The organism is Bacillus sp. NPDC077411, from assembly GCF_044543425.1.
GTDB lineage: Bacteria > Bacillota > Bacilli > Bacillales > Bacillaceae_G > Bacillus_A > Bacillus_A bruguierae.
In genome coordinates this window covers 43,489-67,832 of record NZ_JBITWA010000014.1, presented here as the reverse complement: position 1 = coordinate 67,832, position 24,344 = coordinate 43,489, and the positions used below count along the sequence as shown (strand labels likewise).

General features: G+C 36.5%; 27 protein-coding genes and 1 riboswitch. Of the genes, 8 read left to right on the top strand and 19 right to left on the bottom strand.

Features of this window, described 5'->3' with window-relative positions:
• Nucleotides 1–9: 9 nt before the first annotated feature.
• Together ACIGHG_RS17440 and lipA are read right to left on the bottom strand one after the other, a co-directional pair.
• A complete protein-coding gene (locus ACIGHG_RS17440; protein ID WP_090918374.1) occupies nucleotides 10–342 on the bottom strand; it encodes a DMT family transporter in 333 nt (110 codons plus the stop codon).
• An 80-nt stretch (nucleotides 343–422) separates the two neighbouring features.
• Nucleotides 423–1,319, bottom strand: a complete 897-nt coding sequence (gene lipA, locus ACIGHG_RS17435) for a lipoyl synthase (RefSeq protein WP_020063094.1) — start codon at nucleotides 1,317–1,319, stop codon at nucleotides 423–425.
• A gap of 189 nt (nucleotides 1,320–1,508) precedes the next feature.
• Here lipA and ACIGHG_RS17430 point away from each other — a divergent pair, with 189 nt between their 5' ends.
• The gene (locus ACIGHG_RS17430) at nucleotides 1,509–2,498 is read left to right on the top strand and encodes a M23 family metallopeptidase (RefSeq protein ID WP_396549617.1); all 990 of its coding nucleotides are present in this window, start codon (nucleotides 1,509–1,511) and stop codon (nucleotides 2,496–2,498) included.
• A gap of 29 nt (nucleotides 2,499–2,527) precedes the next feature.
• On the opposite strand, the gene yunB is transcribed toward ACIGHG_RS17430, so the two are convergent.
• The 3 genes from yunB to ACIGHG_RS17415 form a co-directional block, all read right to left on the bottom strand.
• On the bottom strand, nucleotides 2,528–3,265 hold the full coding sequence (gene yunB, locus ACIGHG_RS17425; protein WP_396549616.1) for a sporulation protein YunB: 738 nt from the start codon (nucleotides 3,263–3,265) through the stop codon (nucleotides 2,528–2,530).
• 52 nt (nucleotides 3,266–3,317) lie between these two features.
• Nucleotides 3,318–3,620: a YunC family protein gene (locus tag ACIGHG_RS17420; RefSeq protein WP_396549614.1), complete on the bottom strand. Its 303-nt coding sequence runs from the start codon at nucleotides 3,618–3,620 to the stop codon at nucleotides 3,318–3,320.
• Between the two features lie 80 nt (nucleotides 3,621–3,700).
• Nucleotides 3,701–5,092, bottom strand: coding sequence for a bifunctional metallophosphatase/5'-nucleotidase (locus ACIGHG_RS17415; RefSeq protein WP_396549678.1), 1,392 nt, complete (start codon nucleotides 5,090–5,092; stop codon nucleotides 3,701–3,703).
• 241 nt (nucleotides 5,093–5,333) lie between these two features.
• Between ACIGHG_RS17415 and ACIGHG_RS17410 the strand changes: the two genes are divergently transcribed.
• The 5 genes from ACIGHG_RS17410 (at nucleotide 5,334) to ACIGHG_RS17390 (ending at nucleotide 8,620) form a co-directional block, all read left to right on the top strand.
• Entirely contained in the window at nucleotides 5,334–5,705 is a 372-nt protein-coding gene (locus ACIGHG_RS17410) for a GntR family transcriptional regulator (protein ID WP_251227648.1), read from the top strand.
• A gap of 5 nt (nucleotides 5,706–5,710) precedes the next feature.
• Nucleotides 5,711–6,577 carry an ABC transporter ATP-binding protein gene (locus ACIGHG_RS17405; protein ID WP_396549612.1) on the top strand — a complete coding sequence of 289 codons (867 nt, stop codon included), beginning with the start codon at nucleotides 5,711–5,713 and terminating at the stop codon, nucleotides 6,575–6,577.
• Nucleotides 6,570–7,175, top strand: a complete 606-nt coding sequence (locus ACIGHG_RS17400; protein ID WP_396549611.1) for an ABC-2 transporter permease — start codon at nucleotides 6,570–6,572, stop codon at nucleotides 7,173–7,175. Before ACIGHG_RS17405 ends, ACIGHG_RS17400 begins: the two co-directional genes overlap by 8 nt.
• 390 nt (nucleotides 7,176–7,565) lie before the next feature.
• Entirely contained in the window at nucleotides 7,566–7,895 is a 330-nt protein-coding gene (locus tag ACIGHG_RS17395) for a PadR family transcriptional regulator (protein WP_396549609.1), read from the top strand.
• Nucleotides 7,895–8,620, top strand: a complete 726-nt coding sequence (locus ACIGHG_RS17390; RefSeq protein ID WP_396549607.1) for a VanZ family protein — start codon at nucleotides 7,895–7,897, stop codon at nucleotides 8,618–8,620. The genes ACIGHG_RS17395 and ACIGHG_RS17390 overlap by 1 nt, the downstream gene beginning before the upstream one ends.
• A 119-nt stretch (nucleotides 8,621–8,739) precedes the next feature.
• On the opposite strand, the gene ACIGHG_RS17385 is transcribed toward ACIGHG_RS17390, so the two are convergent.
• The gene (locus ACIGHG_RS17385; protein WP_396549605.1) at nucleotides 8,740–10,269 is read right to left on the bottom strand and encodes a thiol-activated cytolysin family protein; all 1,530 of its coding nucleotides are present in this window, start codon (nucleotides 10,267–10,269) and stop codon (nucleotides 8,740–8,742) included.
• A gap of 333 nt (nucleotides 10,270–10,602) precedes the next feature.
• Here ACIGHG_RS17385 and ACIGHG_RS17380 point away from each other — a divergent pair, with 333 nt between their 5' ends.
• Nucleotides 10,603–11,598 carry a tyrosine-type recombinase/integrase gene (locus tag ACIGHG_RS17380; RefSeq protein WP_396549603.1) on the top strand — a complete coding sequence of 332 codons (996 nt, stop codon included), beginning with the start codon at nucleotides 10,603–10,605 and terminating at the stop codon, nucleotides 11,596–11,598.
• A gap of 72 nt (nucleotides 11,599–11,670) precedes the next feature.
• On the opposite strand, the gene sufB is transcribed toward ACIGHG_RS17380, so the two are convergent.
• The 13 genes from sufB to ACIGHG_RS17315 form a co-directional block, all read right to left on the bottom strand.
• Complete coding sequence (gene sufB / locus ACIGHG_RS17375; RefSeq protein ID WP_336472070.1) at nucleotides 11,671–13,068, bottom strand: Fe-S cluster assembly protein SufB; 1,398 nt, start codon at nucleotides 13,066–13,068, stop codon at nucleotides 11,671–11,673.
• Between the two features lie 49 nt (nucleotides 13,069–13,117).
• Complete coding sequence (sufU, locus tag ACIGHG_RS17370) at nucleotides 13,118–13,549, bottom strand: Fe-S cluster assembly sulfur transfer protein SufU (RefSeq protein WP_090916126.1); 432 nt, start codon at nucleotides 13,547–13,549, stop codon at nucleotides 13,118–13,120.
• Nucleotides 13,539–14,759: a cysteine desulfurase SufS gene (sufS, locus tag ACIGHG_RS17365; RefSeq protein WP_396549601.1), complete on the bottom strand. Its 1,221-nt coding sequence runs from the start codon at nucleotides 14,757–14,759 to the stop codon at nucleotides 13,539–13,541. Before sufS ends, sufU begins: the two co-directional genes overlap by 11 nt.
• Nucleotides 14,759–16,051 carry a Fe-S cluster assembly protein SufD gene (sufD, locus tag ACIGHG_RS17360; protein WP_396549599.1) on the bottom strand — a complete coding sequence of 431 codons (1,293 nt, stop codon included), beginning with the start codon at nucleotides 16,049–16,051 and terminating at the stop codon, nucleotides 14,759–14,761. Before sufD ends, sufS begins: the two co-directional genes overlap by 1 nt.
• Before the next feature lie 16 nt (nucleotides 16,052–16,067).
• Nucleotides 16,068–16,853 carry a Fe-S cluster assembly ATPase SufC gene (gene sufC / locus ACIGHG_RS17355; RefSeq protein WP_090916120.1) on the bottom strand — a complete coding sequence of 262 codons (786 nt, stop codon included), beginning with the start codon at nucleotides 16,851–16,853 and terminating at the stop codon, nucleotides 16,068–16,070.
• Between the two features lie 237 nt (nucleotides 16,854–17,090).
• Entirely contained in the window at nucleotides 17,091–17,903 is an 813-nt protein-coding gene (gene metQ / locus ACIGHG_RS17350; RefSeq protein WP_396549597.1) for a methionine ABC transporter substrate-binding lipoprotein MetQ, read from the bottom strand.
• 78 nt (nucleotides 17,904–17,981) lie between these two features.
• On the bottom strand, nucleotides 17,982–18,647 hold the full coding sequence (locus ACIGHG_RS17345) for a methionine ABC transporter permease (RefSeq protein ID WP_336472066.1): 666 nt from the start codon (nucleotides 18,645–18,647) through the stop codon (nucleotides 17,982–17,984).
• Nucleotides 18,640–19,665: a methionine ABC transporter ATP-binding protein gene (locus tag ACIGHG_RS17340; protein ID WP_336472065.1), complete on the bottom strand. Its 1,026-nt coding sequence runs from the start codon at nucleotides 19,663–19,665 to the stop codon at nucleotides 18,640–18,642. Before ACIGHG_RS17340 ends, ACIGHG_RS17345 begins: the two co-directional genes overlap by 8 nt.
• A gap of 162 nt (nucleotides 19,666–19,827) precedes the next feature.
• Nucleotides 19,828–19,935: riboswitch (SAM riboswitch) on the bottom strand.
• Nucleotides 19,936–20,061: 126 nt separating this feature from the next.
• Nucleotides 20,062–20,406, bottom strand: coding sequence for a hypothetical protein (locus tag ACIGHG_RS17335; RefSeq protein WP_336472112.1), 345 nt, complete (start codon nucleotides 20,404–20,406; stop codon nucleotides 20,062–20,064).
• Between the two features lie 154 nt (nucleotides 20,407–20,560).
• Nucleotides 20,561–20,860 carry a thioredoxin family protein gene (locus ACIGHG_RS17330; RefSeq protein ID WP_090916110.1) on the bottom strand — a complete coding sequence of 100 codons (300 nt, stop codon included), beginning with the start codon at nucleotides 20,858–20,860 and terminating at the stop codon, nucleotides 20,561–20,563.
• Between the two features lie 11 nt (nucleotides 20,861–20,871).
• On the bottom strand, nucleotides 20,872–21,216 hold the full coding sequence (locus tag ACIGHG_RS17325; RefSeq protein ID WP_090916108.1) for a toprim domain-containing protein: 345 nt from the start codon (nucleotides 21,214–21,216) through the stop codon (nucleotides 20,872–20,874).
• 537 nt (nucleotides 21,217–21,753) lie between these two features.
• Nucleotides 21,754–22,137 carry a glycine cleavage system protein GcvH gene (gcvH, locus tag ACIGHG_RS17320; protein ID WP_090916106.1) on the bottom strand — a complete coding sequence of 128 codons (384 nt, stop codon included), beginning with the start codon at nucleotides 22,135–22,137 and terminating at the stop codon, nucleotides 21,754–21,756.
• A gap of 41 nt (nucleotides 22,138–22,178) precedes the next feature.
• Nucleotides 22,179–22,544, bottom strand: coding sequence for an arsenate reductase family protein (locus ACIGHG_RS17315; RefSeq protein WP_090916105.1), 366 nt, complete (start codon nucleotides 22,542–22,544; stop codon nucleotides 22,179–22,181).
• A gap of 1,102 nt (nucleotides 22,545–23,646) precedes the next feature.
• Between ACIGHG_RS17315 and ACIGHG_RS17310 the strand changes: the two genes are divergently transcribed.
• On the top strand, nucleotides 23,647–24,300 hold the full coding sequence (locus ACIGHG_RS17310; protein WP_396549594.1) for a phosphatase PAP2 family protein: 654 nt from the start codon (nucleotides 23,647–23,649) through the stop codon (nucleotides 24,298–24,300).
• Nucleotides 24,301–24,344 lie beyond the last annotated feature (44 nt).

Below are 24,344 nucleotides of genomic sequence, written 5' to 3'. Positions count from 1 at the left end.
GCTCTCGTTTCATCCATGTGCACCCGACCCCGACATATTTAATACAACTACTCCGCCAATAATGAGCACTAAACCAACGAGTGTTTGCCATGTAAAAGCATCCTTCCAAATAAGAACACCAATTACTGCCGTTAACGCTGTACCAACTCCGGACCAAATCGCATAAGCAGTGCTAATTTGAAGATGCTGCAATGTTTGTGATAAAAAATAAAAGGCAGATGCAAAACCAAGAACAACCCCGATACTTGGCCATACTTTCGTAAAGCCATCTGACAACTTCAGCATCGTTGTTCCAAAGACTTCACTCACAATTGCAAACGCTAATAAAATAAACCCTTTCATGAATTCCTTCCTTTCTATTCAAGTACATCTTTCTCAAAAAAAAATCCCTCTTAGCTAAGTTACTAAGAAGGATCTCCTCATTATTTTGCTGCTACTGTATTCTCTTTTGCAGATTGTACTTGCTCATCAGCATGGTAAGAAGAACGCACAAGTGGGCCAGCCTCACAGTGACTAAATCCTTTGCTAAGTGCAATTTCTTTTAGCTCTGCAAATTCTGCTGGTGTGTAATATTTAATAACCGGTAAATGCTTTTTAGACGGCTGTAAATATTGACCAAGCGTTAAAATGTTAACGTTGTTTGCACGCAGGTCATCCATTGCTTCGATAATATCTTCTGTTGTTTCACCAAGCCCAAGCATGATACTTGATTTTGTCGGAATGTCTGGCTGCATTTCTTTTGCACGACGTAAAAATTCTAATGAACGATCATATTTTGCTCTTGCGCGAACTCGGTCAGATAATCGACGCACTGTTTCAATGTTATGGTTTAAAATATCAGGACGTGCATCCATTAACATTTTTAAATTCTCTTCTACCCCACCCATATCAGATGGTAAAACTTCAATAGACGTAAATGGACTTTTGCGACGAACAGCACGCACTGTTTCCGCAAAAACTTCCGCTCCTCCGTCTTTCAAATCATCACGTGCAACCGCTGTTATAACAACATGTTTTAAGTTCATTTGATACACGGAATCCGCTACGCGTTCCGGCTCTTGTAAATCAAGCTCTGTTGGTAAGCCTGTTTTAACAGCACAGAAGCGACATGCACGTGTACAAACTGCACCTAAAATCATAAATGTTGCTGTTTTACGAACAGCCCAGCATTCGTGAATATTCGGACACTTTGCCTCTTCACAAACGGTATGAAGGTTTTTAGAACGCATCATTTTCTTTAAGCCTGTATAGTTTTCATTTGTATTTAATTTAATTTTTAACCATTCGGGCTTGCGCTTATATTCTGTTTGTTTTGTCATGTTCATCAACTCCGCACAATATGAAATAGTTTACCGTGTTCGCTTCTTTCAATGTAACATATCTATTCTATCGCATGAAAGCGATTTGCTCAAATGAAGATTGCAAGAATTCTTTCCAATTATTACTTATAATGAAATATCGTGTATATCTCACACTAAAGGTAGTGATTCGGAAAGGAGCTTACTGCCGTGCATCGAAAACTTTTCCTTCTGCTTTTTATTTATTTTCTTCTTCAGACCAATATTGTATACGGGGAAGAAAACAAGCAAGATATATATAAGAAGCGAATGACATTATATAAAGAAATGGAAACCGTCTCTCTTATTCCATGGTACTACTTTGCTGCCATTGATCAATACGAACGAAATATTCGTTCCGTACGCCGAGATATTCCGAAAAAGCCAGATGCCACTATCTCGATTTATTTCAAACCAGAAGTATGGTCCGGGCCAGCAAATTCAGACCTCCATGATACAAGACCGTACACAATTTCCTTATTTGGAGGCATAGGGTTAGACGGAAATAACGATGGATTGGCAGACCCAAATAATGAAAAAGATGTTCTCTATACAATGGCTACCATATTAGGAAAACGTGGGGCAAATCGTGAACAGCTAAAAATTATGCTGTGGGAGTATTATCAGCGGACAAAAACAGTAGAGTTAATATTAGGGTATGCCCGTATGTACAAACATTACAATCGAATTGATTTAGAGGGAAATGCCTTTCCTCTGCCCATTCACAGCAGCCATAGCTACCGCAGTACATTTGGTGCGAAACGAAGCTTTGGTGGACGTCGTATGCATGAGGGAACAGATATTTTCGCCGGGCACGGTGTACCTGTTCGTTCTACTTGCTATGGCATTATTGAAACGAAAGGATGGAATCGCCTTGGCGGCTGGCGCATCGGTATTCGTGATTTATACAACAACTACCATTACTACGCACATCTGGGGGGATTCTCAAAAGAAATACAGCTTAGACAAATCGTTGAACCTGGAACTGTCCTTGGATTTGTCGGCAGCACTGGCTACGGCCCTCCTGGGACAGCTGGTAAATTCCCGCCTCATTTACATTTTGGATTGTATAAAGATAACGGCTATACGGAGTGGGCATTTGATCCGTACATGCATTTAAGTTTATGGGAACGAAAAGAAAGAATGAATTCAAAAAAATAACAGAAATTATTGTAAAAAAGCGGCTCGTTTCAGTTAGCCGCTTTTTTCTCGTTCTTTTCTGGTACAACAACTCCGCCGCTTCCATAATAACCAGGCACCTCACCTTGAACAATGCGCGTGGCTATTGGAATATCTTGCTTCACAGTTACTTCTTTTGTATGAAACGGAATAATAACCTGAAGCGCCACTTCAATTTCCATCACAATTTTAATCGCCGTATTGTTAATTCCTTGCTGCTCAAAATCTTGTTTAATATTTGTGGATACATGACCAATTGTTGTAAACGTAATCGGAATATCTGGTCCTATATTACCGAGCAATGCATTATCCGTAATTCTTCCGAGAGGAACAGATAGTGCCGTTCCGTCATCTTCTGATAATCCTAACGCCTTCGTATCTCCTTTTTCAACCAGGTGTAAATATTCTTCTATGTATGTTGTTGTCGTTGTTAAAATTTCATTAACTGCTTCTGTATTTAAATCCATTGTAGAAACTTTTCCGTTCTTATCAGTTTGCACTTTCATTAATGAATCAACGTTGATGCCTTGCGCAACCCTATCTTTCACTGCCTTCGTCATCACAACTGTGGCAGTCCGCTTCGTTTGCATTTCTGCATATTTCATTAACGTTGGCCGCATGCTTTTATTCACAAGCCATAAGCCTTGTAAGGTAAGAAAAATAAAAATAGCAAATGAAATAAGCAATACGTAACGAAATGGCAATGGTCCTTTCCGAAATCGAGAAGTTCGGGGACGAAACGCACGCATAACAAAATCCCTCCTTCTTACACATGTATATGCAAAAAAGAGGGACGATATATTAAATCATTTTCACCAATGCTTCTTTTCCAATTGTACCAGTTGTAATTCCTAATCTTTCTGCCTCAATCGTAACCGATTCAAGCGGTGCTTCTAACAACTGCTCAATTGTCCTAACCCCAACGGCACGCCCCGCAAGGATACCGCGATTGCTTAACTTTTCATTTAACAAAGCAACATCCAGCGCCCCGCACATAATATATCCTTTATCGCTCATAACAGCTAACAAATTTGTTTTCGGAAGCTGTACACTCACTGCTATAAACGTGTGTTCATTTATTATAATTGGTTCTACATTAACCATAGTTCACACTCCTCTCTCTTTATCTGTATGAAAAGAGAAAAACGAATGTGAATACAAAAAGCCTACTGCAATGCAGCAGGCTATAATTTTACAGATGAAGCATATGTCAGTAATGTATTTGTTAAAACATCACGAAGTAGTTCCGGCATATAGTATTCTTTTTCTGATACAACAGCAAGCTCTGGATACAAATAGCCAAATGTGAACATATCGATCGTCCCTACTGTGTAAATTCGTTCTAGATCTAATGATTCTCTGTTGACAATGACATCTTTGAGTAATGTTTTATTACCCGGAATCGTATCCGGGACAACTTCAACGCCCGCATATATCATTTTTCCCATGACTTTTCCGCGAAATCCTAACCCTTTTACTTCAAGCTGCTCCATGTTTGGACGACGCGCTTTCAAAATCACATCTCGCAATGTTTTTCCTTTCATCTGCAAGCGGCATGGGTTAATTGGATGTGGACAAATGCGATGAATATCTCCTCGTGTAACTACACCTTCTTGTAGTCCTTCAAGTAGTACACCTGCATTTACCATACCGATTTCAGCATCGCACCATTCTTTGAGAGACTCGGCAAGCATATGAGCCAATTTCGTTTCTTGAAACCAATTCATTTCTAACGATTCTTTTAAAGTTACAACAGGCTCCGTCATGATGAGATTACTATCTTGTTCAAGCTCTTCTAATAAAGCATGCCGCTCTCCATATGCTCCTAATCGTTTCGTGCTAATTGCCCGTCCATCTTTTTTCATCACTTTCTTTGTCTCTAAATTCACCGTAATTTGCACATGTCCAACATAATGCCCCCACTTCTCCCCGCAGCAAAGAAGCGTTCCATTCACCAATACACCACGCTCAAATAAATGATGAGTATGTGCACCTAAAATAACATCTAGATCGTAATGCTCTGCCATATATTCATCTGCATTTTTCCCTAAATGAGATAAGACAACAATGACATCTACCTGCGAGCGCACCTCTTCTAAAATCGTTTCCAAATGTAGAAATGGATCTTCAATATGCCAATCTAACTTCGCATAAAAATCAGGATATGCAACTGTTAAACCAATGAACGCAACGGTAATTCCGTTATCAAGCGTTTGCAGTACATATGGTTTTACCCACTTCGGACGCGTTTGATCTTTTTTAAATAAATTGGCAACGAGCACTTCAAAATTTGCATCGTCATATAGATGATCCAACTGCTCGTTAGCAAGTGTAATCCCTTCATTGTTCCCAATCGTTACATAATCGTACAACGCTTCGTTTAATAGCTGCACATTTCCTTTTCCACTCGTTGCCTCAGAAATCATATGAAATCGATCAACATGATCGCCAATATCTAATGTAAAAACCGCTTCACCAGCAGCAAGACGACGCTTTTTCTCTTCTAACACAAAACGCGAAATCTGCGGCCAATTTTCAAAATGACTATGTATATCATTCGTATGATAAAGATGAATTATTACTTCTTGCAGAGAAAAAACCTCCTCTCAATTCCCTACTTCTTGTTTACGCTATATGTAAGCTTGAATCCTGTAAATACTTTTCGTCTTTTCTTGCTATTTTACATTGTACTCTCATTGAAGGAAAAAGCAAAAATTTCTCCTTAAAAATTTTCTGAAAAAACGTTGCATTTTTAATAAAAAATATATATATTATATATAAAGTATATATACAATATGAAGATCAAGAGGGATTTGCATGCAAATAATTATTTCAAACAGTTCTAAGGAACCGATTTACGAACAAATTACCAACCAAATAAAATCACTAATTTTGAGTGGTGATTTAAAAGAGGGATCGCCACTCCCATCAATGCGCCAGCTTGCAAAAGATTTGCAAGTCAGTATCATTACGACAAAGCGCGCGTATGAAGAGTTAGAAAAAGCAGGCTTTATTTATTCGATCGTAGGTAAGGGCTCTTTTGTTGCTGAACAAAATTTAGATGTAGTACGTGAGAAAAAATTAAAAGTTATTGAAGAACAGTTAGTGTCTGTCATTACTAATAGTAAGGAAATTGGGCTACCCTTAACGGAACTCCGAGAATTATTAACTATTTTATATGAGGAGTAAAATGTATGGAGAATATAGTAGAGCTACACAATGTTAGTAAAACATTTCAAGGTTTTTCGATAGAGCAATTAAATTTACAAATTAAAAAAGGATTTGTAACAGGCTTCATTGGCGCAAATGGTGCAGGGAAGTCGACAACCATTAAAATGATAATGAACTTATTAAAGCCAGATGCGGGTGAAGTTGAAATTTTTGGCTTAGACTATGCAACGCACGAAAAGGAAATTAAAGAGCGCATCGGTTTTGTTTTTGATAGTAACGTATTTTATGAAGGCTTAAATCTAAAGGATATTAAGCGAATAGTCGCACCCGCTTATAAAAATTGGGACGAAACGATATTTAAACAGTATGTAGAGCAGTTTGAACTGCCAATGAATAAAGCGATTAAAGCTTTTTCAAAAGGTATGCAGATGAAGGCTTCACTAGCGCTTGCGCTATCACATCATGCCGAGTTGATTATTATGGATGAGCCAACAGCAGGTTTAGACCCAATATTTAGACGTGATTTACTCAATTTACTGCATGAATTAATGCTTGATGGCAATCGTACAATATTCTTCTCTACACATATTACGACAGATTTAGATCGCATCGCTGATTTTATTGCCTTTCTAAAAAGGGGGAAATTAATCTTTAATCAATCGATTCATGAGGTAGGGGAAAACTATGCTCTAGTAAAAGGTAGTACGGATTTATTAGACCGCGATACAGAAAAAGCCTTTGTAGATATTCATCGTGCACCGACTGGCTTTGAGGCATTAACGAATAATGTAGCTGAAGTTGAACAAATTTTTGGTAATGAGGTTATAATTGAACGCGCCTCATTAGAAGATATTATGTATTACTCGAAAGGAGTAGGGCATCATGCTTAATTTAATCAAGCGCGATTTAATTTTACAAAAGAAACAATTGCTAGTTTATTTAGGCTGTATCGTCTTTTTTATTGTGATGAACACGCACCCTATTTTAATATTTACGATTACAAGTATTTTTATTCCTTTTAATACGCATGCCTATGACGAAAAGACCGAAACAAATATTTTATTAAATTCTTTACCATATACCCGTAAGGAAATTGTCACTTCGCGTTATATTGGGACAATTGTTTACATGCTATTGGCGATTGCTGTAACAAGTGCAATGCTTATCATCTTCCAAAAGTCATTTACTGTAGAGCATATTGTAATGGGCAATGCATTATTTTTGCTATTTGCAGCCATTACATTTCCACTATTTTATCAGTTTAAACAAAATCATATGTCTTCCATTGTGATGGTTTCATTTCTAGTATTAGCACATTTTGGTCCAGCTGCTGTACAATTTCTTGTAACAAAGTTTAGTACAGTTACCGATGCTATTTTCAGCTTATCTGTATCTGCATTGTATACCATAGCTACGGTTATTATTGTATGTACTTATATCATTTCATGGGGAGTATCATTAATTATTTATCAACGTAAAGCATTTTAATTTTAAATTTTCCGTATTATAAAACATAAAATTTAACAGGCTATCCTTGTTAAAAGAGCAAAATCCGGTGAGATTTCATCGGATTTTATTTATGTACGAAAGTTAATTTCAAAATATTTTTTGTATAACATATCTAATATCAGTTTAAACGATTTGTTAAATTTAAAATTAAGTTAATTTGATAAGTTGCGTATTGCAGGGTATCATTCTACTTTAAATCCAGAGGAGCTTGTAACTGAAATTCAGATTCCGGTTATGAAAAGAAAAGTGAACTAAATATTTTAAATTGCTCTATTAAACAGGGCACTTTTTCATTTTTCTTTATAACCACTACCTTGTAACACGACATATGTCGTGTTACAATCTCACTATAAGGTGGTGACCCATAAAATGGATAAAGAGATATTAAAAGGAAGTATCGATATTTTACTCCTTTCTATCATTCAGCAACATGATACATACGGTTATGAAATCATTCAAAAATTAAAAGAAAACAGCAAGGATGCTTATAATATGAGCCAAGGCACGTTATACCCCGCACTCAAACGTTTAGAACAAAAAGAGCTGATTGCTTCTTATTGGGGCGAATCCGAAACAGGGATGAAACGAAAATTTTATCGCATCACTGCAAATGGAGAAAAAATTCTACAAGAAAAACTCACAGCATGGGATCAAATTACTACTTTAATTAAAGTATGTCGGAAAGGAGCCTATAGCTGATGACACTTGAAGAATACATCAAACACATTATTAAAAACACACATGTACCGAAAAATGAAAAAGAAGAGTTATACCTTGAACTATACGACCATCTGACAAGCCTACAACAAGAGTTTATCGAGCAAGGAAAATCAGAAGAAGAGGCAACGCAATTAGCAATTCAACATTTTGGAGAGGCTGATGTACTGGGAGTAGAGATTGAGAAGTCGATGAGTCCTTCTCATAAATACATAAAGTGGCTTGCTTGGGGACTATTTATTCCATATTCGCTCATCTTAGTATTTCAACTTTTATTAAGCAGACCGCTTTTTGATTACTTCCGCAATGTAACATACTTCTTAGAAACAGGTAATTGGAACATGATTAGCCATCTAGTAAATGTGATACCTTTTGCAAGTACATTCAAATATATTATGAATTTTAATCATTATAATCTAGATATATGGCTCATGAACACGATAGGGAATATTATAATATTCATTCCTTTCGGTTTCTTCCTCCCTCTTCTATTTCCGAAAGTAAGTAACTGGAAATCAGCTTGCAAACTGTTTATTAAAATCGTTTTCTTTATCGAATTACTACAATTAATAACCTTTACTGGTATCTTTGATGTGGATGATATTATTTTGAACGTAGCTGGCGGATTAATCGGCTACAGCATTTACATCGGCATGAAAAAATTATGGATTCGCTATAAGCGTACTGATAAAGCCACCTCATTTTAATGATGAAGTGGCTTTTATGTGTTGAACACAGTTGAAGGATCTTTATATCGTATCGAATCGCTGATATATTTGCAACCAAGTAAAAAAGCGCCCTGTAAACAGGGCGCTTTCACTTTTAATTAATGATTAATATTAGCTCTTGGGTATAATGTTGTTCCTCCAATTGAAACTTTTATTTCATTTGTTAATGGAACATTTTGTTCATTAATAATTGTTCTCCACCATTCCCATGCAAGACCTGTACATTCTTTTGCTAGGACTTTTACATTTTTCGCATTCGGTGGTAGTGGGATTACTGTATTGAAATGAGCAGTTCTGTCTTTTCCATTTCCTTCCCAAGTTTTATGGGATAGTACTTCTTTGCCATTTTCATCATACGAGAATTCATCCCAAGATACATCAAATTGAGCAACATATGCACCAGTATGATTAAGCGTCACTTTCGCACTAGAATATTCTGTAGTTGTAGTCTCAATATAATCTGTATTGTTATGAACAGCAGCAGTTGCGTTATCTTTTAAGAAAGAGCTAGTATATGAAATTGGGTATGCTGGATTTTTAGAACTTAATTCTGCATTATCTTTAATGATATTTCGAATTTCATTAAAATCTTTTGTAACAACCTTGTTATGCTCTTTTGCATCTCCGCCTAATACGACAGCAGTAAAGGTACTGTCTTCAAAAATATCTTTGTACTGTCCACTCGCTTCAACGCCTTGACCCTTAATTAAAGCTTTAAAAGCAGCTTGTACATCTTTACTCTTAGATGATGTTTCTAGTTTCACATAAACTGTTCTACCATAAGCTACATTTGACACCATAATAGGCGGAGCTGTATTACTTACCCCTTTACGAGTTAACTCATCAAACGTAACACTATTATCAAAAAGATCTGATGGATTGTTAGGTAGTTCTGCACTTACGGTATAAAAGATTTGCTTATATGCCGCAACCATCACTTTTTTCTCTCCATTTGCAATCGCATTAAAATCAATGTTCAGTGAATTATCAAGATATTTAGCGTTAACATTAAGAGCACTTGCTATTTGAGATTTACTATACACCATAGATTCTGTATACTGCATTCTTGCAGGTAACGTATGTGTTTTTGAATACTTTTCATTCCAAGTAGATACTAATTCATCTACTGCCCCAGACACATTACCATATGTAGGATTTTGAACAGTGATTGTATTGTCTTTTCTCATGCCAGGTAAGTCTATACTAATATTCAAAGGTTTTCTCTTAGCTACTAATAAATCAGGTTGATTGTCTGCAAAAGCTTTATTTGCAAGTTGTACTGCTCCTGGATAAGTACGATTAGCCACAGAATCAATAATTGAAATATCCACTGGTGAAGTTGTAAGTGATTTTTTCTCACGTTCAACTACTACAAATTTACCATTTGAATTTGTACTTTCTTTCGGAACAAAACTCTCTACTTTATCACCATTTACTGCTAAAACTTCTTGATTATTATACTTTAGATTTGCTATACCAGTATCAATGTCAATAGCTTTTTTTGTTGCATCAGCTGAATTACTTGTTTGTGTTTCAGCGAAAGAAATAGAAGAATAATTAAAAGTGCATAAGCCAATTGATAAACATGCTAGTAATTTTATTCCTTTAACATTATTTAGAACTTTCAAAATAATCCCTCCTTTTTAGAAAATTATACCATACACTTTTGACCCCTGTCTAATTATTTTAATATAACAAAAAATGAATTGATAAAACCAAAGAATACCCGAGAACACTGAAAAATTCCTTACAAGAGAGAAAGAAAATAATTATTTTCTTTCAGGCTGTGGAGAAAGTCTTCTCCACAGCCTGAAAGACCACACTTACAGTGGTCTTTGGTTTTCATATTCAACTAACGCACCCGTTACTTTAAGTGTAATCCTTCACAAACATATGATATTATACAAGCAAATAGACAGACAAATTAGAATTTGAAGAGATAAAGAAATCAATGTATTAAGATGGATAATGGGCAAACAATAAACGATAGAAATATGTTATTTGAAGATGTTGTGAAAGAATGGCTTGAACATAAAAAAGCTAATGTAAAAGAATCTACGTTTACACAAATTGAAGTAATTATTAGAAATCACGTTTTGCCTACTTTTGGGCATAAAAAAATTATGACAATTCATAGACCTGAAATAAAAAGATGGATTGCTGCATTTGGTGAACTTGATAAAAACGGAAAAGAAAAATATTCATTCGGTTCAAGATTAAAATATCTTTCAGTTATGAAAAGCATCTTACATTATGCCGTTCATGAACTTGAGGTGCTTGAAAAAAATCCGGCTGATAAATTAAGAGTTCCTGTTCAAGATTCTGTTGCTATAAAGAAGGAAAAAGTGAAATATTTCAGCCTTGAAGAATTAAATCAGTTATTAGATTTCATGAAAACATATAAACATCAACGCTTTCCTGATTATCAGCTTTATTACGTGCTTATGTACTTTTTAAGCAAAACCGGTTTAAGGATATCTGAAGCTTTAGCTTTAAGATGGGAAGATATAAATGGTGATAAAATAACCATAGATAAACAAACAAGTCGTGATGACAATAACAAGGTAAAATTGACAACATTAAAAAATCCTTCATCTTATCGGACTATGAAAATAGATCCTGGTTTAGTTCGTAAATTAAAGAAATTCAAATTGAAGCAAAATGAATTAATTTTAGGAAATGAAAGATTTCACAAAAATGAAGATAGTATCATTTTTCAAAATTGCCACGGACATTATTTAACACCTTCTACTATTCGTGAAGTTGAATATAAAGGCACTCATGGCTTCAGACACACACATACTGTCCTGCTTCTTGAATCAGGTGCAAGTTTGAAATATGTATCCAATCGATTAGGGCATAAAACCATCAAAACAACAGCGGATACTTATCTTGATATTACTGAAAAAATTGAAGAAGACGAACTTCAAAAGTTCGCCTCCTACACTAAAAGATAATTTCAAGTTGGCACAAATTGGGCACGGTATAAAAACCTCTCAAACCCTTGTTATCTAAAGGTTTTTTCTTTACTAACCAATAGACCCTTCCATCTCAAATTTGATTAAGCGGTTCATCTCTACTGCGTATTCCATTGGAAGTTCGCGAGTGAATGGCTCGATGAAGCCCATTACGATCATTTCTGTTGCTTCTTGCTCAGAAATACCGCGGCTCATTAGGTAGAATAATTGTTCTTCTGATACTTTTGATACTTTCGCTTCGTGCTCAAGTGAAACGTGATCGTTTTTGATCTCGTTGTAAGGAATTGTATCAGATGTAGATTGGTTATCCATGATTAATGTGTCACACTCGATGTTAGAGCGAGAGTTTGTCGCTTTTGGTCCAAAGTGTACGATACCACGGTAAGTTACTTTACCACCATGTTTTGCAATCGATTTAGAAACGATTGTTGAAGATGTATTTGGTGCTAAGTGAATCATTTTCGCACCAGCATCTTGGTGTTGGCCTTTACCAGCAATCGCGATTGATAATGTTAAACCGCGAGCGCCTTCGCCTTTTAAGATAACAGCTGGGTATTTCATCGTTAATTTTGATCCAATGTTACCGTCAATCCATTCCATCGTTGCGTTTGCTTCACAAACTGCACGTTTTGTAACTAGGTTATATACGTTGTTTGCCCAGTTTTGGATTGTTGTATAACGGCAATATGCATCTTTCTTAATGATGATTTCTACTACCGCACTGTGAAGTGAGTTTGTTGTGTAAACAGGTGCTGTACAACCTTCTACGTAGTGTACATGTGCGCCTTCGTCTACGATAATAAGCGTACGTTCGAATTGTCCCATATTTTCAGAGTTAATACGGAAATACGCTTGAAGTGGTGTATCAACTTTTACACCTTTTGGAACGTAGATAAATGATCCACCAGACCAAACTGCAGAGTTTAATGCAGAGAATTTGTTGTCTGTTGGTGGAATTACTTTTCCGAAATGCTCACGGAAAATATCTTCGTTCTCTCTTAATGCGCTATCTGTATCTTTAAATACGATTCCTAGAGCTTCTAGGTCTTCTTTCATGTTGTGGTATACAACTTCAGATTCGTACTGTGCAGATACACCCGCTAAATATTTTTGCTCTGCTTCTGGAATACCCAATTTATCAAACGTTGCTTTAATTTCATCAGGTACTTCATCCCAAGACTTTTCGGATTTCTCAGATGGTTTTACGTAGTACGTAATTTCATCGAAATCTAAGTCATTTAAGTCGCCACCCCATTGTGGCATTGGCATTTCATAGAAGTGATCCAGTGATTTTAAACGGAAGTCTAACATCCACTGTGGTTCTTCTTTCATACGTGAAATCTCTTCTACGATTTCTTTTGTTAAACCGCGCTCAGCACGGAAAATTGAAACGTCTTTATCTTTGAAACCATATTTATAATCGCCGATATCTGGCAGCTGTTTCGCCATGTTCGTATGTCCCTCCTTGGATAACCTTATTTTTAGGAAGTGATCTGCATTACTTCTCTTCGTTCAAGCCTTTTTCTAGCGCTTTCCAAGCTAATGTTGCACACTTAATACGCGCTGGAAATTTACATACACCTTGTAATGCTTCGATATCTCCTAAATCAATGCTGTCATCATACTCTTTTCCTAGCATCATATCAGAGAAAATTTTCGAAAGCTTAAGTGCTTCTTCAATTTTCTTTCCTTTTACCGCTTGCGTCATCATAGAAGCGGAAGACATAGAGATGGAACAGCCTTCTCCTTCAAACTTCGCTTCTTGAACAATCCCGTCTTCCACTTTCATCGTAAGTTGAATGCGGTCGCCGCAAGTTGGGTTGTTCAAGTTCACCGTAACACTGTCTTCTAATACGCCATGGTTACGTGGATTTTTGTAATGATCCATAATAACTTGGCGATATAACGTATCTAAATTATTAAATGACATTTGTGAAATACTCCTTTGTTTTCGTCAGCGCTTCGACAAATGTATCAATTTCTTCTTTTGTGTTATATAAATAGAAACTTGCACGTGCTGTAGAAGAAGCTTTTAACCACTTCATTAACGGCTGTGCACAGTGATGCCCTGCACGAACCGCAATCCCTTCTACATCTAATACTGTTGCCACATCGTGTGGATGTACTTCATCAATATTAAATGTAACAAGACCTGCACGTTTTTTTGGACCATAAATTGTAACACCTTCTACTTCTGATAGTCTTTCTAAAGCATACTGCGCTAATTCATGCTCATGCTTTTCAATATGATCAAGACCGATTTCTTCTAGGAAATCAATCGCAGCTCCAAGTCCGATTGCATTCGCAATAATCGGTGTACCTGCTTCGAATTTCCACGGAAGCTCTTTCCACGTAGATTCTTGTAAATCTACAAAATCGATCATTTCACCACCAAATTCAATTGGCTCCATATTGTTAAGCAATTCCTTCTTACCATATAATACGCCGATACCTGTAGGTCCGCACATTTTATGAGCGGATAAAGTGTAAAAATCACAGTTTAAATCTTGTACATCCACTTTCATATGCGGTGTACTTTGTGCACCATCAACGACCATAATTGCACCATTTTGATGTGCGATTTCTGCAATTTCTTTTACAGGGTTAATCGTTCCAAGTACGTTTGATACGTACATGATGGAAACGATTTTCGTATTTGGCGTAATCGTTTGACGAACATCTTCTAATGAGATTGTTCCGTCTTCTTGAAGCGGAAGATATTTTAACGTTGCGCCTGTTTTCTTAGCAACTTGTTGCCAAGGAATGATATTACTATGGTGCTCCATGTAAGAGATGACAATTTCATCGCCTTCTTTTACATTTTCCATACCATAACTTGCCGCAACTGTATTTAACGCCGTTGTTGTACCGCGCGTAAAAATAATTTCTTCCATAGATTTCGCATTAATAAACTTACGAACTTTCTCGCGTGCGCCTTCATACGCATCGGTTGCTTTCGTACCGAGCGTATGAACACCGCGATGTACATTCGAATTGTACTCTTTATAGTAATGTTCTAACGTTTCAATGACTTGAATCGGTTTTTGAGAAGTTGCCGCACTATCGAAATAAACAAGTTGTTTGCCGTTCACCTTTTGATCAAGAATTGGAAACTGTTTGCGTATTTCATGAATATCCATTAGCGAACTTTCCTTTCGATTACCTCAACAAGCTGTGCTTTTACTCCTTCGATTGGAAGCTCATTTACTACAGGTGCTAAGAATCCATGGATGACTAGACGTTCTGCTTCTTTCTTCGGAATACCACGGCTCATTAAGTAGTATAGTTGTGTAGGATCTACGCGTCCTACAGAAGCTGCGTGACCTGCCATTACATCGTCTTCATCAATTAAAAGAATTGGGTTTGCATCGCCGCGTGCTTTTTCATTTAACATAAGAACGCGAGAAGATTGCTGTGCATTTGATTTAGATGCACCGTGCTCAATTTTACCAATTCCGTTAAAGATAGATGTTGCACTATCTTTTTGAACACCGTGTTTTAAGATGAAACCTTCAGAGTGTTTACCGAAGTGAACAACTTTTGTTGTAAAGTTTTGCGTTTGGTTGCCACGGCCGATTGTTACTGTTTTTGTATCAGCAAATGAACCGTCGCCCATTAAGTTCGTTACGTTTTCAGAAATTGTGTTTCCATGGTTCATAAGACCTAATGCCCACTCAAGACGTCCGTCTCGTCCAACTACGCCGCGGCGGTTTACGTAAGATGTCACGTCTTTCGCTAATAAGTCAACCGCACCAAATTTCACTTGTGCGCCTTGTTCTACAATGACTTCTGCCACGATATTTGCAATACCTGTAACAGTTTCATTTGCCACGTAGTTTTCTACATATGTTGCTGAACTATTTGCATCTGCAACAAATAATACATGGTTATAAACGTTTGCTTCTTCGCCGTCTACTAAAAATACAGCTTGAAGTGGTGTTTCAAGAACAACGTTTTTCGGAACGTATATAAACGCACCGCCGTTGATTAGTGCAGCATGAAGTGCTGTTAAGCGATGCTCGTCAACTTTCACGCCATCTTTCATTAAATACTTTTGCACTAGTTCAGCATGCTCAGTTGCAGCTGTTACGATATCTGTAAAAATAACGCCTTTTGTTTTTGCTTCTTCTGCTAAGGAAACGAATGCAGTTGTACCACTGCGCTGTACAAGTACGTTATTATTTTCATCAATTATATTTTTCACTGCTTCTGGAAGTTCTTCTAAAGAACCTACAGGCTCTTGCTTTACAGTTTTACCTTTGCCGATAAAATCCCATTTATCAATTTTCGTTTTATCTGGCGTTGGCATTGGAAGTTCAGTTGCCTTTGCAAGAGCTTGTAAGCGGAACTCAGTCAACCAAGCAGCTTCATTCGCTTCGCTTGCAAATTGACGGATAGAATCTTGATCGAAAGGTAATGTACCAATTGTCATGTTTATTGCTCCTCTCTTACGCTTCTTGCTCTTCTGTTTCGTCTTCAATACCTAGTTCTTTTTTAATCCAGTCATAACCTTCAGCTTCTAAACGATGTGCAAGCTCAGGGCCGCCAGATTTCACGATACGACCATTCATCATAACGTGTACATGATCTGGAGTGATGTAGTTTAATAAACGTTGGTAGTGAGTAATCATTAAGCAACCGAAATCTTCACCGCGCATTTCGTTAATACCTTTAGATACAACTTTTAATGCATCGATATCAAGACCAGAGTCGATTTCGTCTAAGATTGCGATTTTTGGCTGAATCATCATTAATTGAAGAATTTCGTTACGCTTTTTCTCACCGCCAGAGAAACCTTCATTTAAATAACGTTGTGCCATTGCTGGATCCATTTCTAGGAATTCCATGTTTTTATCTAATGTACGGATAAATTTCATAAGAGAAATTTCATCGCCTTCTTCGCGGCGTGCGTTAATTGCAGAACGTAAGAAGTCAGCATTTGTTACTCCGCTAATTTCACTTGGATATTGCATTGCTAAGAATAGACCAGCTTGCGCACGCTCATCTACTTCCATTTCTAATACATCTTCACCGTCGATGATGATGCTACCTTGTGTTACTTCATATTTTGGGTGACCCATAATTGCAGAAGATAAAGTTGATTTACCTGTTCCGTTAGGTCCCATGATTGCATGGATTTCTCCACCTTTTACTTCAAGGTTTACACCTTTTAAAATTTCTTTGCCATCAATTGATACATGTAAATCTTTAATCGTTAATGTAGAACCAGCCATCTCTATACCTCCAATAATTCTCTATATACATTTTAAAAATTCCTAAAACGTTCACATTCTCATTTTATTCTCATTCTAATTTTATATCAAATAAAATGATATCGCAAACGTTGAAAAAATGTAACAATTTTTCTACAAATACGAACAGGAATTTTCTGCACATTATATTATGATACACCTTTCTTCCTAATTATATAAAGAAAAAAGGGCTAAGAAATTCCAGCCCTTTTTTTCACCTTATTCACTTACAGGAAGCACGGCTCCTTTATATTCTTTCTTAATAAAATCTTGAATTTCTTTTGAATGTAATACTTCTACAAGTTCTTTAATTTCTTTTCTGTTTTCGTCACCTTTACGAACAGCGATAATATTTGCGTAAGGAGAATCTGATCCTTCAATTGCAATTGCATCTTTTGTTGGGTTTAATTTTGCATCAATTGCATAGTTTGAGTTAATGAATATTGCATCACCTTCATTGTTCTCATATAACTTTGGTGAAAGACCTGGTTCAACATCCGTTTTAAATTTCAAGTTTTTCGGATTTTCTACGATATCTTTTTCTGTCGCTTTTACAACATCTAGGCCGTCTTTCAGTTTAATAACGCCGCCTTTTTGCAGAAGTGCTAACATACGTCCGCGCTCTGATACGTTATTACTCATAATTACCGTTCCGCCGTTTGGAAGGTCTTTTAAACTTTTATATTTCTTAGAGTAAATTCCCATAGGCTCTAAATGAATTTTTCCTGCATTTACAAATTTATATCCTTTTTCTTGGATCTCTTTCTCTAAATACGGAATGTGCTGGAAATAGTTCGCATCCAGATCTTTACTAGCTAACGTTTCGTTTGGTAGTACATAGTCTTGGAATTTTTTTATTTTTAATGTAATCCCTTTTTTCTCTAATAGTGGTTTCGCTTTTTCTAAAATAACCGCATGCGGTACGTTAGAAGCACCCACTACAAGTGTTTTCTTATCTTTCTCGCCGCTACCACAAGCGGCTAATGCCAATACAAATACAGCAATAAGTGCTGAAAATAATACCTTTTTCATATTCTGACACCCTTTCCTTTTCTTAATATTCCAAATAGTTAATTTATAGAAGTCTTCGTCTGAGACGAAAACCCTTCTTTATCTTTTATCAAGTCGCTTCGTAAAGAAGTCACCAAGCACTTGAATAATAAATACGATCACAAGCACAAGAATTGTTGCCATGAGAGTTACATCGCTATTGTTGCGCTGGAATCCTTCTAAATAAGCAAGTGTACCAAGGCCGCCTGCACCAACTACTCCAGCCATCGCTGTGTAGCCCACAAGTGCAATCGCCGTTACCGTAATACCCGAAATGAGTGCTGGCAAAGATTCTGGTATCAGTACTTTTAAAATAATTGTACTTGTCTTTGCCCCCATCGCTTTCGATGCTTCAATGACACCTTTATCAATTTCACGAAGAGCAATTTCAACCATTCTTGCATAAAACGGCGCTGCTCCAACAATTAATGCTGGCAGTGCAGCACTTGCTCCGAGAATTGTGTTAAGAAGAAACTTCGTAAATGGAATCAGTAAAATGATTAAAATAATAAACGGGATAGAACGAAAAATATTTACAAACGCGCCAATTACAACATTGACTGGTTTGTTCTCCCATAAATTATCTTTCCCTGTAAGAAACAGTAATAATCCAAGAATAAGCCCCAATACAAATGTTGCCAGTGTGGCAATTACCGTCATATATAGCGTTTCTCCGGTAGCTTCTAGCATTGTATCCCAATCGACATTTTGAAGCAGATTATCCATGTGCAATCACCTCCAGCTCGACTTGCTCTTGTTGAATCGTTGCAATTGCTTTTGCAATCACATCTTCGTCGCCATTTAAGTGGACAATTAAGCTTCCATACGCCCCGTTTGTCGTTTGCGCAATATTCCCTTGCAGAATGCTCACTTCCACTCCATCTTGCTTCATTAAATCCTGTAAAACTGGTCTTTCTACTGCTTCACCAATAAACTGCAGCTTCACGACCTTTCCTTCCGGGTATTTCTCTGCTAAATGCTCAATTGCCTCATCTGCATCTTCAGAATCTGTTATTTGCTTAACGAAACGCTTTGTAATGTCTTGCTGCGGATTACGAAATACATCTAACACGCTGCCGCTTTCAACAATCTTTCCTTTTTCCATAACAGCAACGCGATTACAAATTTTTTGAATGACATGCATTTCATGTGTAATGAGTACAATCGTTAACCCAAGACGTTTATTAATATCGAGAAGCAAATCTAAAATTTGATCTGTCGTTTCTGGATCTAATGCGGACGTTGCTTCATCGCACAATAATACTTTCGGATTATTCGCTAACGCTCTCGCAATACCGACGCGCTGCTTTTGTCCACCACTTAGCTGAGATGGATACGCATCGCCTCGTCCTTCTAAACCAACAAGACGAATTAATTCATCTACGCGCTGACTTCGTTTCTCTTTTGTCACTCCAGCAATTTCAAGCGGGAAAGCAATATTTTCACGAACAGTTCGTGACCAAAGTAAGTTGAAGTGCTGAAAAATCATTCCGATTTCTTGACGTGCTTCGCGAAGTTCCTTACCTGTAATTGCTGAAATTACACGCTCTCCAATCGTAATCTTTCCAGACGTTGGTTTCTCCAATTGATTAAACAAGCGAATTAACGAACTCTTTCCGGCGCCGCTATAGCCGATAACCCCGAAAATCTCGCCTTTTTCTATTTGTAAATTCGCATCATCCACAGCAGTAACATCACCGTGTTTGGAGCGATATATTTTCTTTACATTTTCTAAAATGATCATCGATGTCACCCCTTTTTAATTAAAAAGCGTAAGCGGCTCTCCGCTATAGCCATAAAAACATCTTGTTGTTCGAGTGTCCTTCTACATCGAAACAACAAAAAAACCTTTCTGCTTTAAAAATGAGCAGAAAGGTTTATATACATAAATTACTATTATCCTTTCCTCTCATCTCTCAAAGCATTCGCTTTGCAGGAATTGGCACCATTTCAACATAAGTTGACGGTTGCCGGGTTTCACAGGGCACAGTCCCTCCACCTCTCTTGATAAGAGAAAATCAGATATAAAATTCGTCTGATTTTATCGTTATGAAGTTTTCGTTATTTTATGTTTTGAATTGTATCAACGCATGAAATAGATGTCAACAGAAATTTTAGCGAAAAATAAACTTTCTGAAAGTTAAGCGCCAACTCGTAGCGGTTTACAAATATGAAATACAGATTCTAATAATAACATCGTTCGATAAGTCCCTTTATATGTAATCGCATTTCGGCGCAATAGCGACTGCAAGCGAACTTGACCTGTAATCAACAACCGCAAATCTATTTCTTGAGAACAAACAAGCCCTTCTGTTCCCACCACGCCATTTATAATTTCAATTTTCTCTCTTGAAATATTCAATGAATAACATTCATCTTGGAAAGTAAAACAAACAACCTTTTCGAATTGTGGTAATAGTGGTTCTAAGTGATATTGCGTATTGGCATATGTTACAAATGATTGAAGCAGTGAATACAATTTCATCTTCATCACACTCCCCATATCACGTTTTACATATTACCATTCCATTTCTATAACACGCTCTCCTGTGTCATTCTCTCGACAAAAGCTGTATGAAAAATCATTTGTTTCTTACTATTTCCCAAGAAATATGTCGAGGCGGCAAAATTTTTGCCGCCTATTGTAATTCCATATATAAATATTCCACAGATTGAAATGCATATATTTTCTTTACAAGTTGATTCTTCTCAAATATAAGTAAACACGGAACACTTTCAATTTCATACTCCCGTGCAAAATGCGGTGCATAATTTACATTCAGCATCCCAATTTCTAAATGAGGCAACGCTGCTTCAACAACCGTTAACATTTTTTTAGCTAACTGACACGTACCGCACATTGGCGTATATACGTATAACACCGTTTTATCTTGATCTCTAACTGCAACTACTGCTTCATGTCCTGTCCAATCGATCATTGTACCCTTCCTTACCGTAAAAATTCTGTATAGACGTCAATGTCAGCTCCCCATAAAACGTTCGCTAAATGAGACGATGGTGCAGTCGCAACCTCTCGATACGAACGATCAATGTAAATATGTTCAGCCCGTGGAAATTCGCGACGAAACTGTTTGCGTAATTTCTCTCCTGCATCATCTGCGTCCACAAGAACATACACTTCTTTATCGTACAGCTGGTCAATGAGTTCATCCATTTTCGACAAACCAATTGTACCATTTGTACAAACAATTTCCACCGGTTCTCTAATAATCGCTTCGATCTTTCTCTTATCTGACTTACCTTCAACAATAATTACTTTGTCCACATAGACCACTTGGCATCACCCGATCACCATATACTATGATACAACCTTCCCTTTAGTATATTCAATATTTCAATGTTGTTTCCTGTTTATTTTTGTGAAGAAAAGCGGAAGGGGCTTGGTCAGAACAGGAGGGTGTTGGAGCTCCTGACATAGAGGCGCTTTTTGCCTCGGAGGAAGAAGCGCAGCCACCGAACATTCTAGCCACTCTAGACAATGATTAAAAGCGGAAGCGGCTCGCTCAGAAACATATCTAAGACAATCTCCATTCCTATCATCTCTAAGTAGAAAAAATTCTATGTTCTATATACATCCATTTTAATTTCCCAATATCTAAGTCGCTGCTATGTAGAACAAAGATAACCTATACTCACTTTCTCCCTTTGGTTTAACCCTTGCATGTGGCAGGAAAAGGGCCTGATCGCTTCTGCACATAGCCAGATGCTCTCGCCCACCTAAAAAGACAGGTTTTTTTGTTGGTTTTTCAATTGGCATTTCGTATAATACAAATCAACTAAAAAAGGACAGCTCATAGCTGTCCTTTACAAATTAGTCTTGATTAATCATTTCTTCGTATTGCTCTGCAGTTAATAAGTTATCCACTTGACCTGCATCTTCAAGCTCAACTTTAATCATCCATGCACCTTCGTATGGAGATTCGTTAACAAGCTCTGGCTTGTCATTTAATTCTTCGTTTACTGCTACAACTTTTCCTGCTACAGGTGCGTATAATTCAGAAACTGTTTTAACAGATTCTACGCTTCCAAATGGCTCGTCAGCTTCAATTGTTGCACCAACTTCAGGAAGTTCCACGAATACAATATCTCCTAATTCGTGTTGTGCGAAATCTGTAATACCAATAATAACTTGGTTGCCTTCAACTTGTACCCATTCGTGCTCTTCAGAGTAACGTAATTGTTTTGGAATGCTCATGTCTGTACCTCCAATGAATGTATTAATTATGTAAAAGCACCTTATTGGTACTTTTTCCACACGCTTTCAAATTGCTCTTCATTAAAGCCAACCGTTACATCATTACCGCCTGTTACAATTGGTCGTTTGATTAACATGCCATCAGAAGCGAGCATGTCTAACATTTCCTCTTCGCTTGCATCTTTTAGCTTGTCCTTCAACCCAAGCTCACGGTAACGCATCCCACTTGTGTTAAAGAATTTTTTTAATGGTAATTCACTACGTTCATATATACTACGAAGTTCTTCCTTAGAAGGTGGATTTTCGACAATATGAACCATTTCATATACTACATCATTTGCATCTAACCATTTTTTTGCCTTTTGGCATGTTCCACATTTTGGATATGAATAAAATATTACTGACATACACTCACCTACTTTTCACTATCCTTATCATATAAAAAATATCTTTTTATTTCAAACTTTAACTTATTTCGCTAAAAATTTCTTTTCTCCTGCAAAATCTTTGTTTTTTCGTACATTATTAAAGCAGTTTACTAATCGGAAAAATACCTTATTATAATATCCGCAATAATGACTCTTAATTTCCAGTCCTATCCTAAAACATTAATTAAACCTTTATATTAAAATACTAAAATTCTGATCATCTTAAATGCAATATATTTAGACTTAGCAAAACAATTCACTCTTTAAAAAGGGTGTTACTAGTTTTCAAATAAAAGAAATAGAACATTCCTTGCTCATTTTTAATATGCAATATTGCATATTAAAAGGGATTGCTAATTTCATTATTTTAAAATACAATAAAAGTGTAATAACTAAATATTCTGAAAAGGGAGGAAATGGATATGGCAATCGCTATGGCAATCTTATCATTCCTAGGTGGAATAATTCCATTGGTACAACAGCTGTTAAAAGCATTTATGTAAACACATTTTGCACTTATTTTTAATAACTATCGCACAAATGATCTGTATATCAAATGAACAAAATTCTGATATAAAGATCATTTGTGTAAGTTTAAAAAATTAAGAACAAGACACTAAGATTTTTTGAAATGAGAGACGACTTTACATTAGCCGTCTCTCATTTTTTATTATGTTAATTTTTATTTTTAAACTTTTTATTTATATAGATTGATTTATTGTTTCTATAATTGATGATTCTCGCATTTGAATAGTTTGATTCATACTATGAAGTCGAACATATGCCTTAAACAAACGTTTGATTAAGACCACAAATTCGAACATACGTCTTAAACAAACGTTTGATTAATTGTACTTTCCCTTACACGCACCTATATCGGCAACTTACAATACGATATATATAAGTCACTGTTACGCAGAACAACCATGATCTGCACTCGTTTTTTCAATTTGTATTCATACAGTGACAAAACTGTATAGTTATTTGTAAAAAATGTTATAAAAATTGATGGTTCATTTGCAATTTATATATTATAATTTTCAGGTTCCATATTATTACATTAACAAATAGGAGAATTACTATGAAAAATAACAAGTTTTCGGCCTTTATTCCATTATCTTATATACTCCTGCTCGTACTCGTAAGCCTTCTTTATGACGTACTAAATCACTTAACAGTAGGTGCTGTAAATGTAACAACCAAAGCAGACGAATGGATTCCATTTACTAAAGAATTTATTGTTCCATATTTACTTTGGTTTCCCTATTTATATGGCGCTCTTATTTATTATTGTTTTGCTGATCGAAAGCTCTATTACGTTACATTAAGTAGTGTACTATTAGGTAAACTCACTTCCTTTAGCATCTATTATATGTGGCAAACAACAGTAACACGCCCTGAAGTGATTGGCAATGATGTGTTTGCTAATTTAGTGCGCTACATTTATAGTATCGATCAACCGGTGAATTGTTTTCCTAGTATTCACGTACTCACAACATTTGTCATTATGATTACAGCCTATAAGCGAAAGGAACAAAACAAATGGGTATACGTCCTGCTAACGTTTGTTGGCGTGCTCATTATTTTATCTACTTTATTTACAAAACAGCACGCCTTTGTAGATGCGGTAGCAGGGGTCGTACTAGGAAGCTTCCTCTATGCCGCTATGTACTATGTATTTGAATTACGTGAGCAAAAAGTTACATTGCGAACCGGACAATCGTATAATATATAACAACAAAAGCAGACTGTGGCTTCTTCAGTCTGCTTTTCTCTATG

Bases quoted from the DNA above. Each gene is read 5' to 3' on its own strand.
- ACIGHG_RS17405 (WP_396549612.1), top strand. From the start codon at position 5,711: ATGGAGAATATAGTAGAGCTACACAATGTTAGTAAAACATTTCAAGGT.
- sufD (WP_396549599.1), bottom strand. From the start codon at position 16,051: ATGACAATTGGTACATTACCTTTCGATCAAGATTCTATCCGTCAATTT.
- ACIGHG_RS17400 (WP_396549611.1), top strand. From the start codon at position 6,570: ATGCTTAATTTAATCAAGCGCGATTTAATTTTACAAAAGAAACAATTG.
- ACIGHG_RS17335 (WP_336472112.1), bottom strand. From the start codon at position 20,406: ATGAAATTGTATTCACTGCTTCAATCATTTGTAACATATGCCAATACG.
- yunB (WP_396549616.1), bottom strand. From the start codon at position 3,265: ATGCGTGCGTTTCGTCCCCGAACTTCTCGATTTCGGAAAGGACCATTG.
- ACIGHG_RS17330 (WP_090916110.1), bottom strand. From the start codon at position 20,860: ATGATCGATTGGACAGGACATGAAGCAGTAGTTGCAGTTAGAGATCAA.
- ACIGHG_RS17395 (WP_396549609.1), top strand. From the start codon at position 7,566: ATGGATAAAGAGATATTAAAAGGAAGTATCGATATTTTACTCCTTTCT.
- metQ (WP_396549597.1), bottom strand. From the start codon at position 17,903: ATGAAAAAGGTATTATTTTCAGCACTTATTGCTGTATTTGTATTGGCA.
- sufS (WP_396549601.1), bottom strand. From the start codon at position 14,759: ATGGATATTCATGAAATACGCAAACAGTTTCCAATTCTTGATCAAAAG.
- sufB (WP_336472070.1), bottom strand. From the start codon at position 13,068: ATGGCGAAACAGCTGCCAGATATCGGCGATTATAAATATGGTTTCAAA.
- ACIGHG_RS17440 (WP_090918374.1), bottom strand. From the start codon at position 342: ATGAAAGGGTTTATTTTATTAGCGTTTGCAATTGTGAGTGAAGTCTTT.
- gcvH (WP_090916106.1), bottom strand. From the start codon at position 22,137: ATGAGCATTCCAAAACAATTACGTTACTCTGAAGAGCACGAATGGGTA.
- ACIGHG_RS17380 (WP_396549603.1), top strand. From the start codon at position 10,603: ATGGATAATGGGCAAACAATAAACGATAGAAATATGTTATTTGAAGAT.
- lipA (WP_020063094.1), bottom strand. From the start codon at position 1,319: ATGACAAAACAAACAGAATATAAGCGCAAGCCCGAATGGTTAAAAATT.
- sufC (WP_090916120.1), bottom strand. From the start codon at position 16,853: ATGGCTGGTTCTACATTAACGATTAAAGATTTACATGTATCAATTGAT.
- ACIGHG_RS17390 (WP_396549607.1), top strand. From the start codon at position 7,895: ATGACACTTGAAGAATACATCAAACACATTATTAAAAACACACATGTA.
- ACIGHG_RS17410 (WP_251227648.1), top strand. From the start codon at position 5,334: ATGCAAATAATTATTTCAAACAGTTCTAAGGAACCGATTTACGAACAA.
- ACIGHG_RS17345 (WP_336472066.1), bottom strand. From the start codon at position 18,647: ATGGATAATCTGCTTCAAAATGTCGATTGGGATACAATGCTAGAAGCT.
- ACIGHG_RS17315 (WP_090916105.1), bottom strand. From the start codon at position 22,544: ATGTCAGTAATATTTTATTCATATCCAAAATGTGGAACATGCCAAAAG.
- ACIGHG_RS17340 (WP_336472065.1), bottom strand. From the start codon at position 19,665: ATGATCATTTTAGAAAATGTAAAGAAAATATATCGCTCCAAACACGGT.
- ACIGHG_RS17420 (WP_396549614.1), bottom strand. From the start codon at position 3,620: ATGGTTAATGTAGAACCAATTATAATAAATGAACACACGTTTATAGCA.
- ACIGHG_RS17310 (WP_396549594.1), top strand. From the start codon at position 23,647: ATGAAAAATAACAAGTTTTCGGCCTTTATTCCATTATCTTATATACTC.
- sufU (WP_090916126.1), bottom strand. From the start codon at position 13,549: ATGTCATTTAATAATTTAGATACGTTATATCGCCAAGTTATTATGGAT.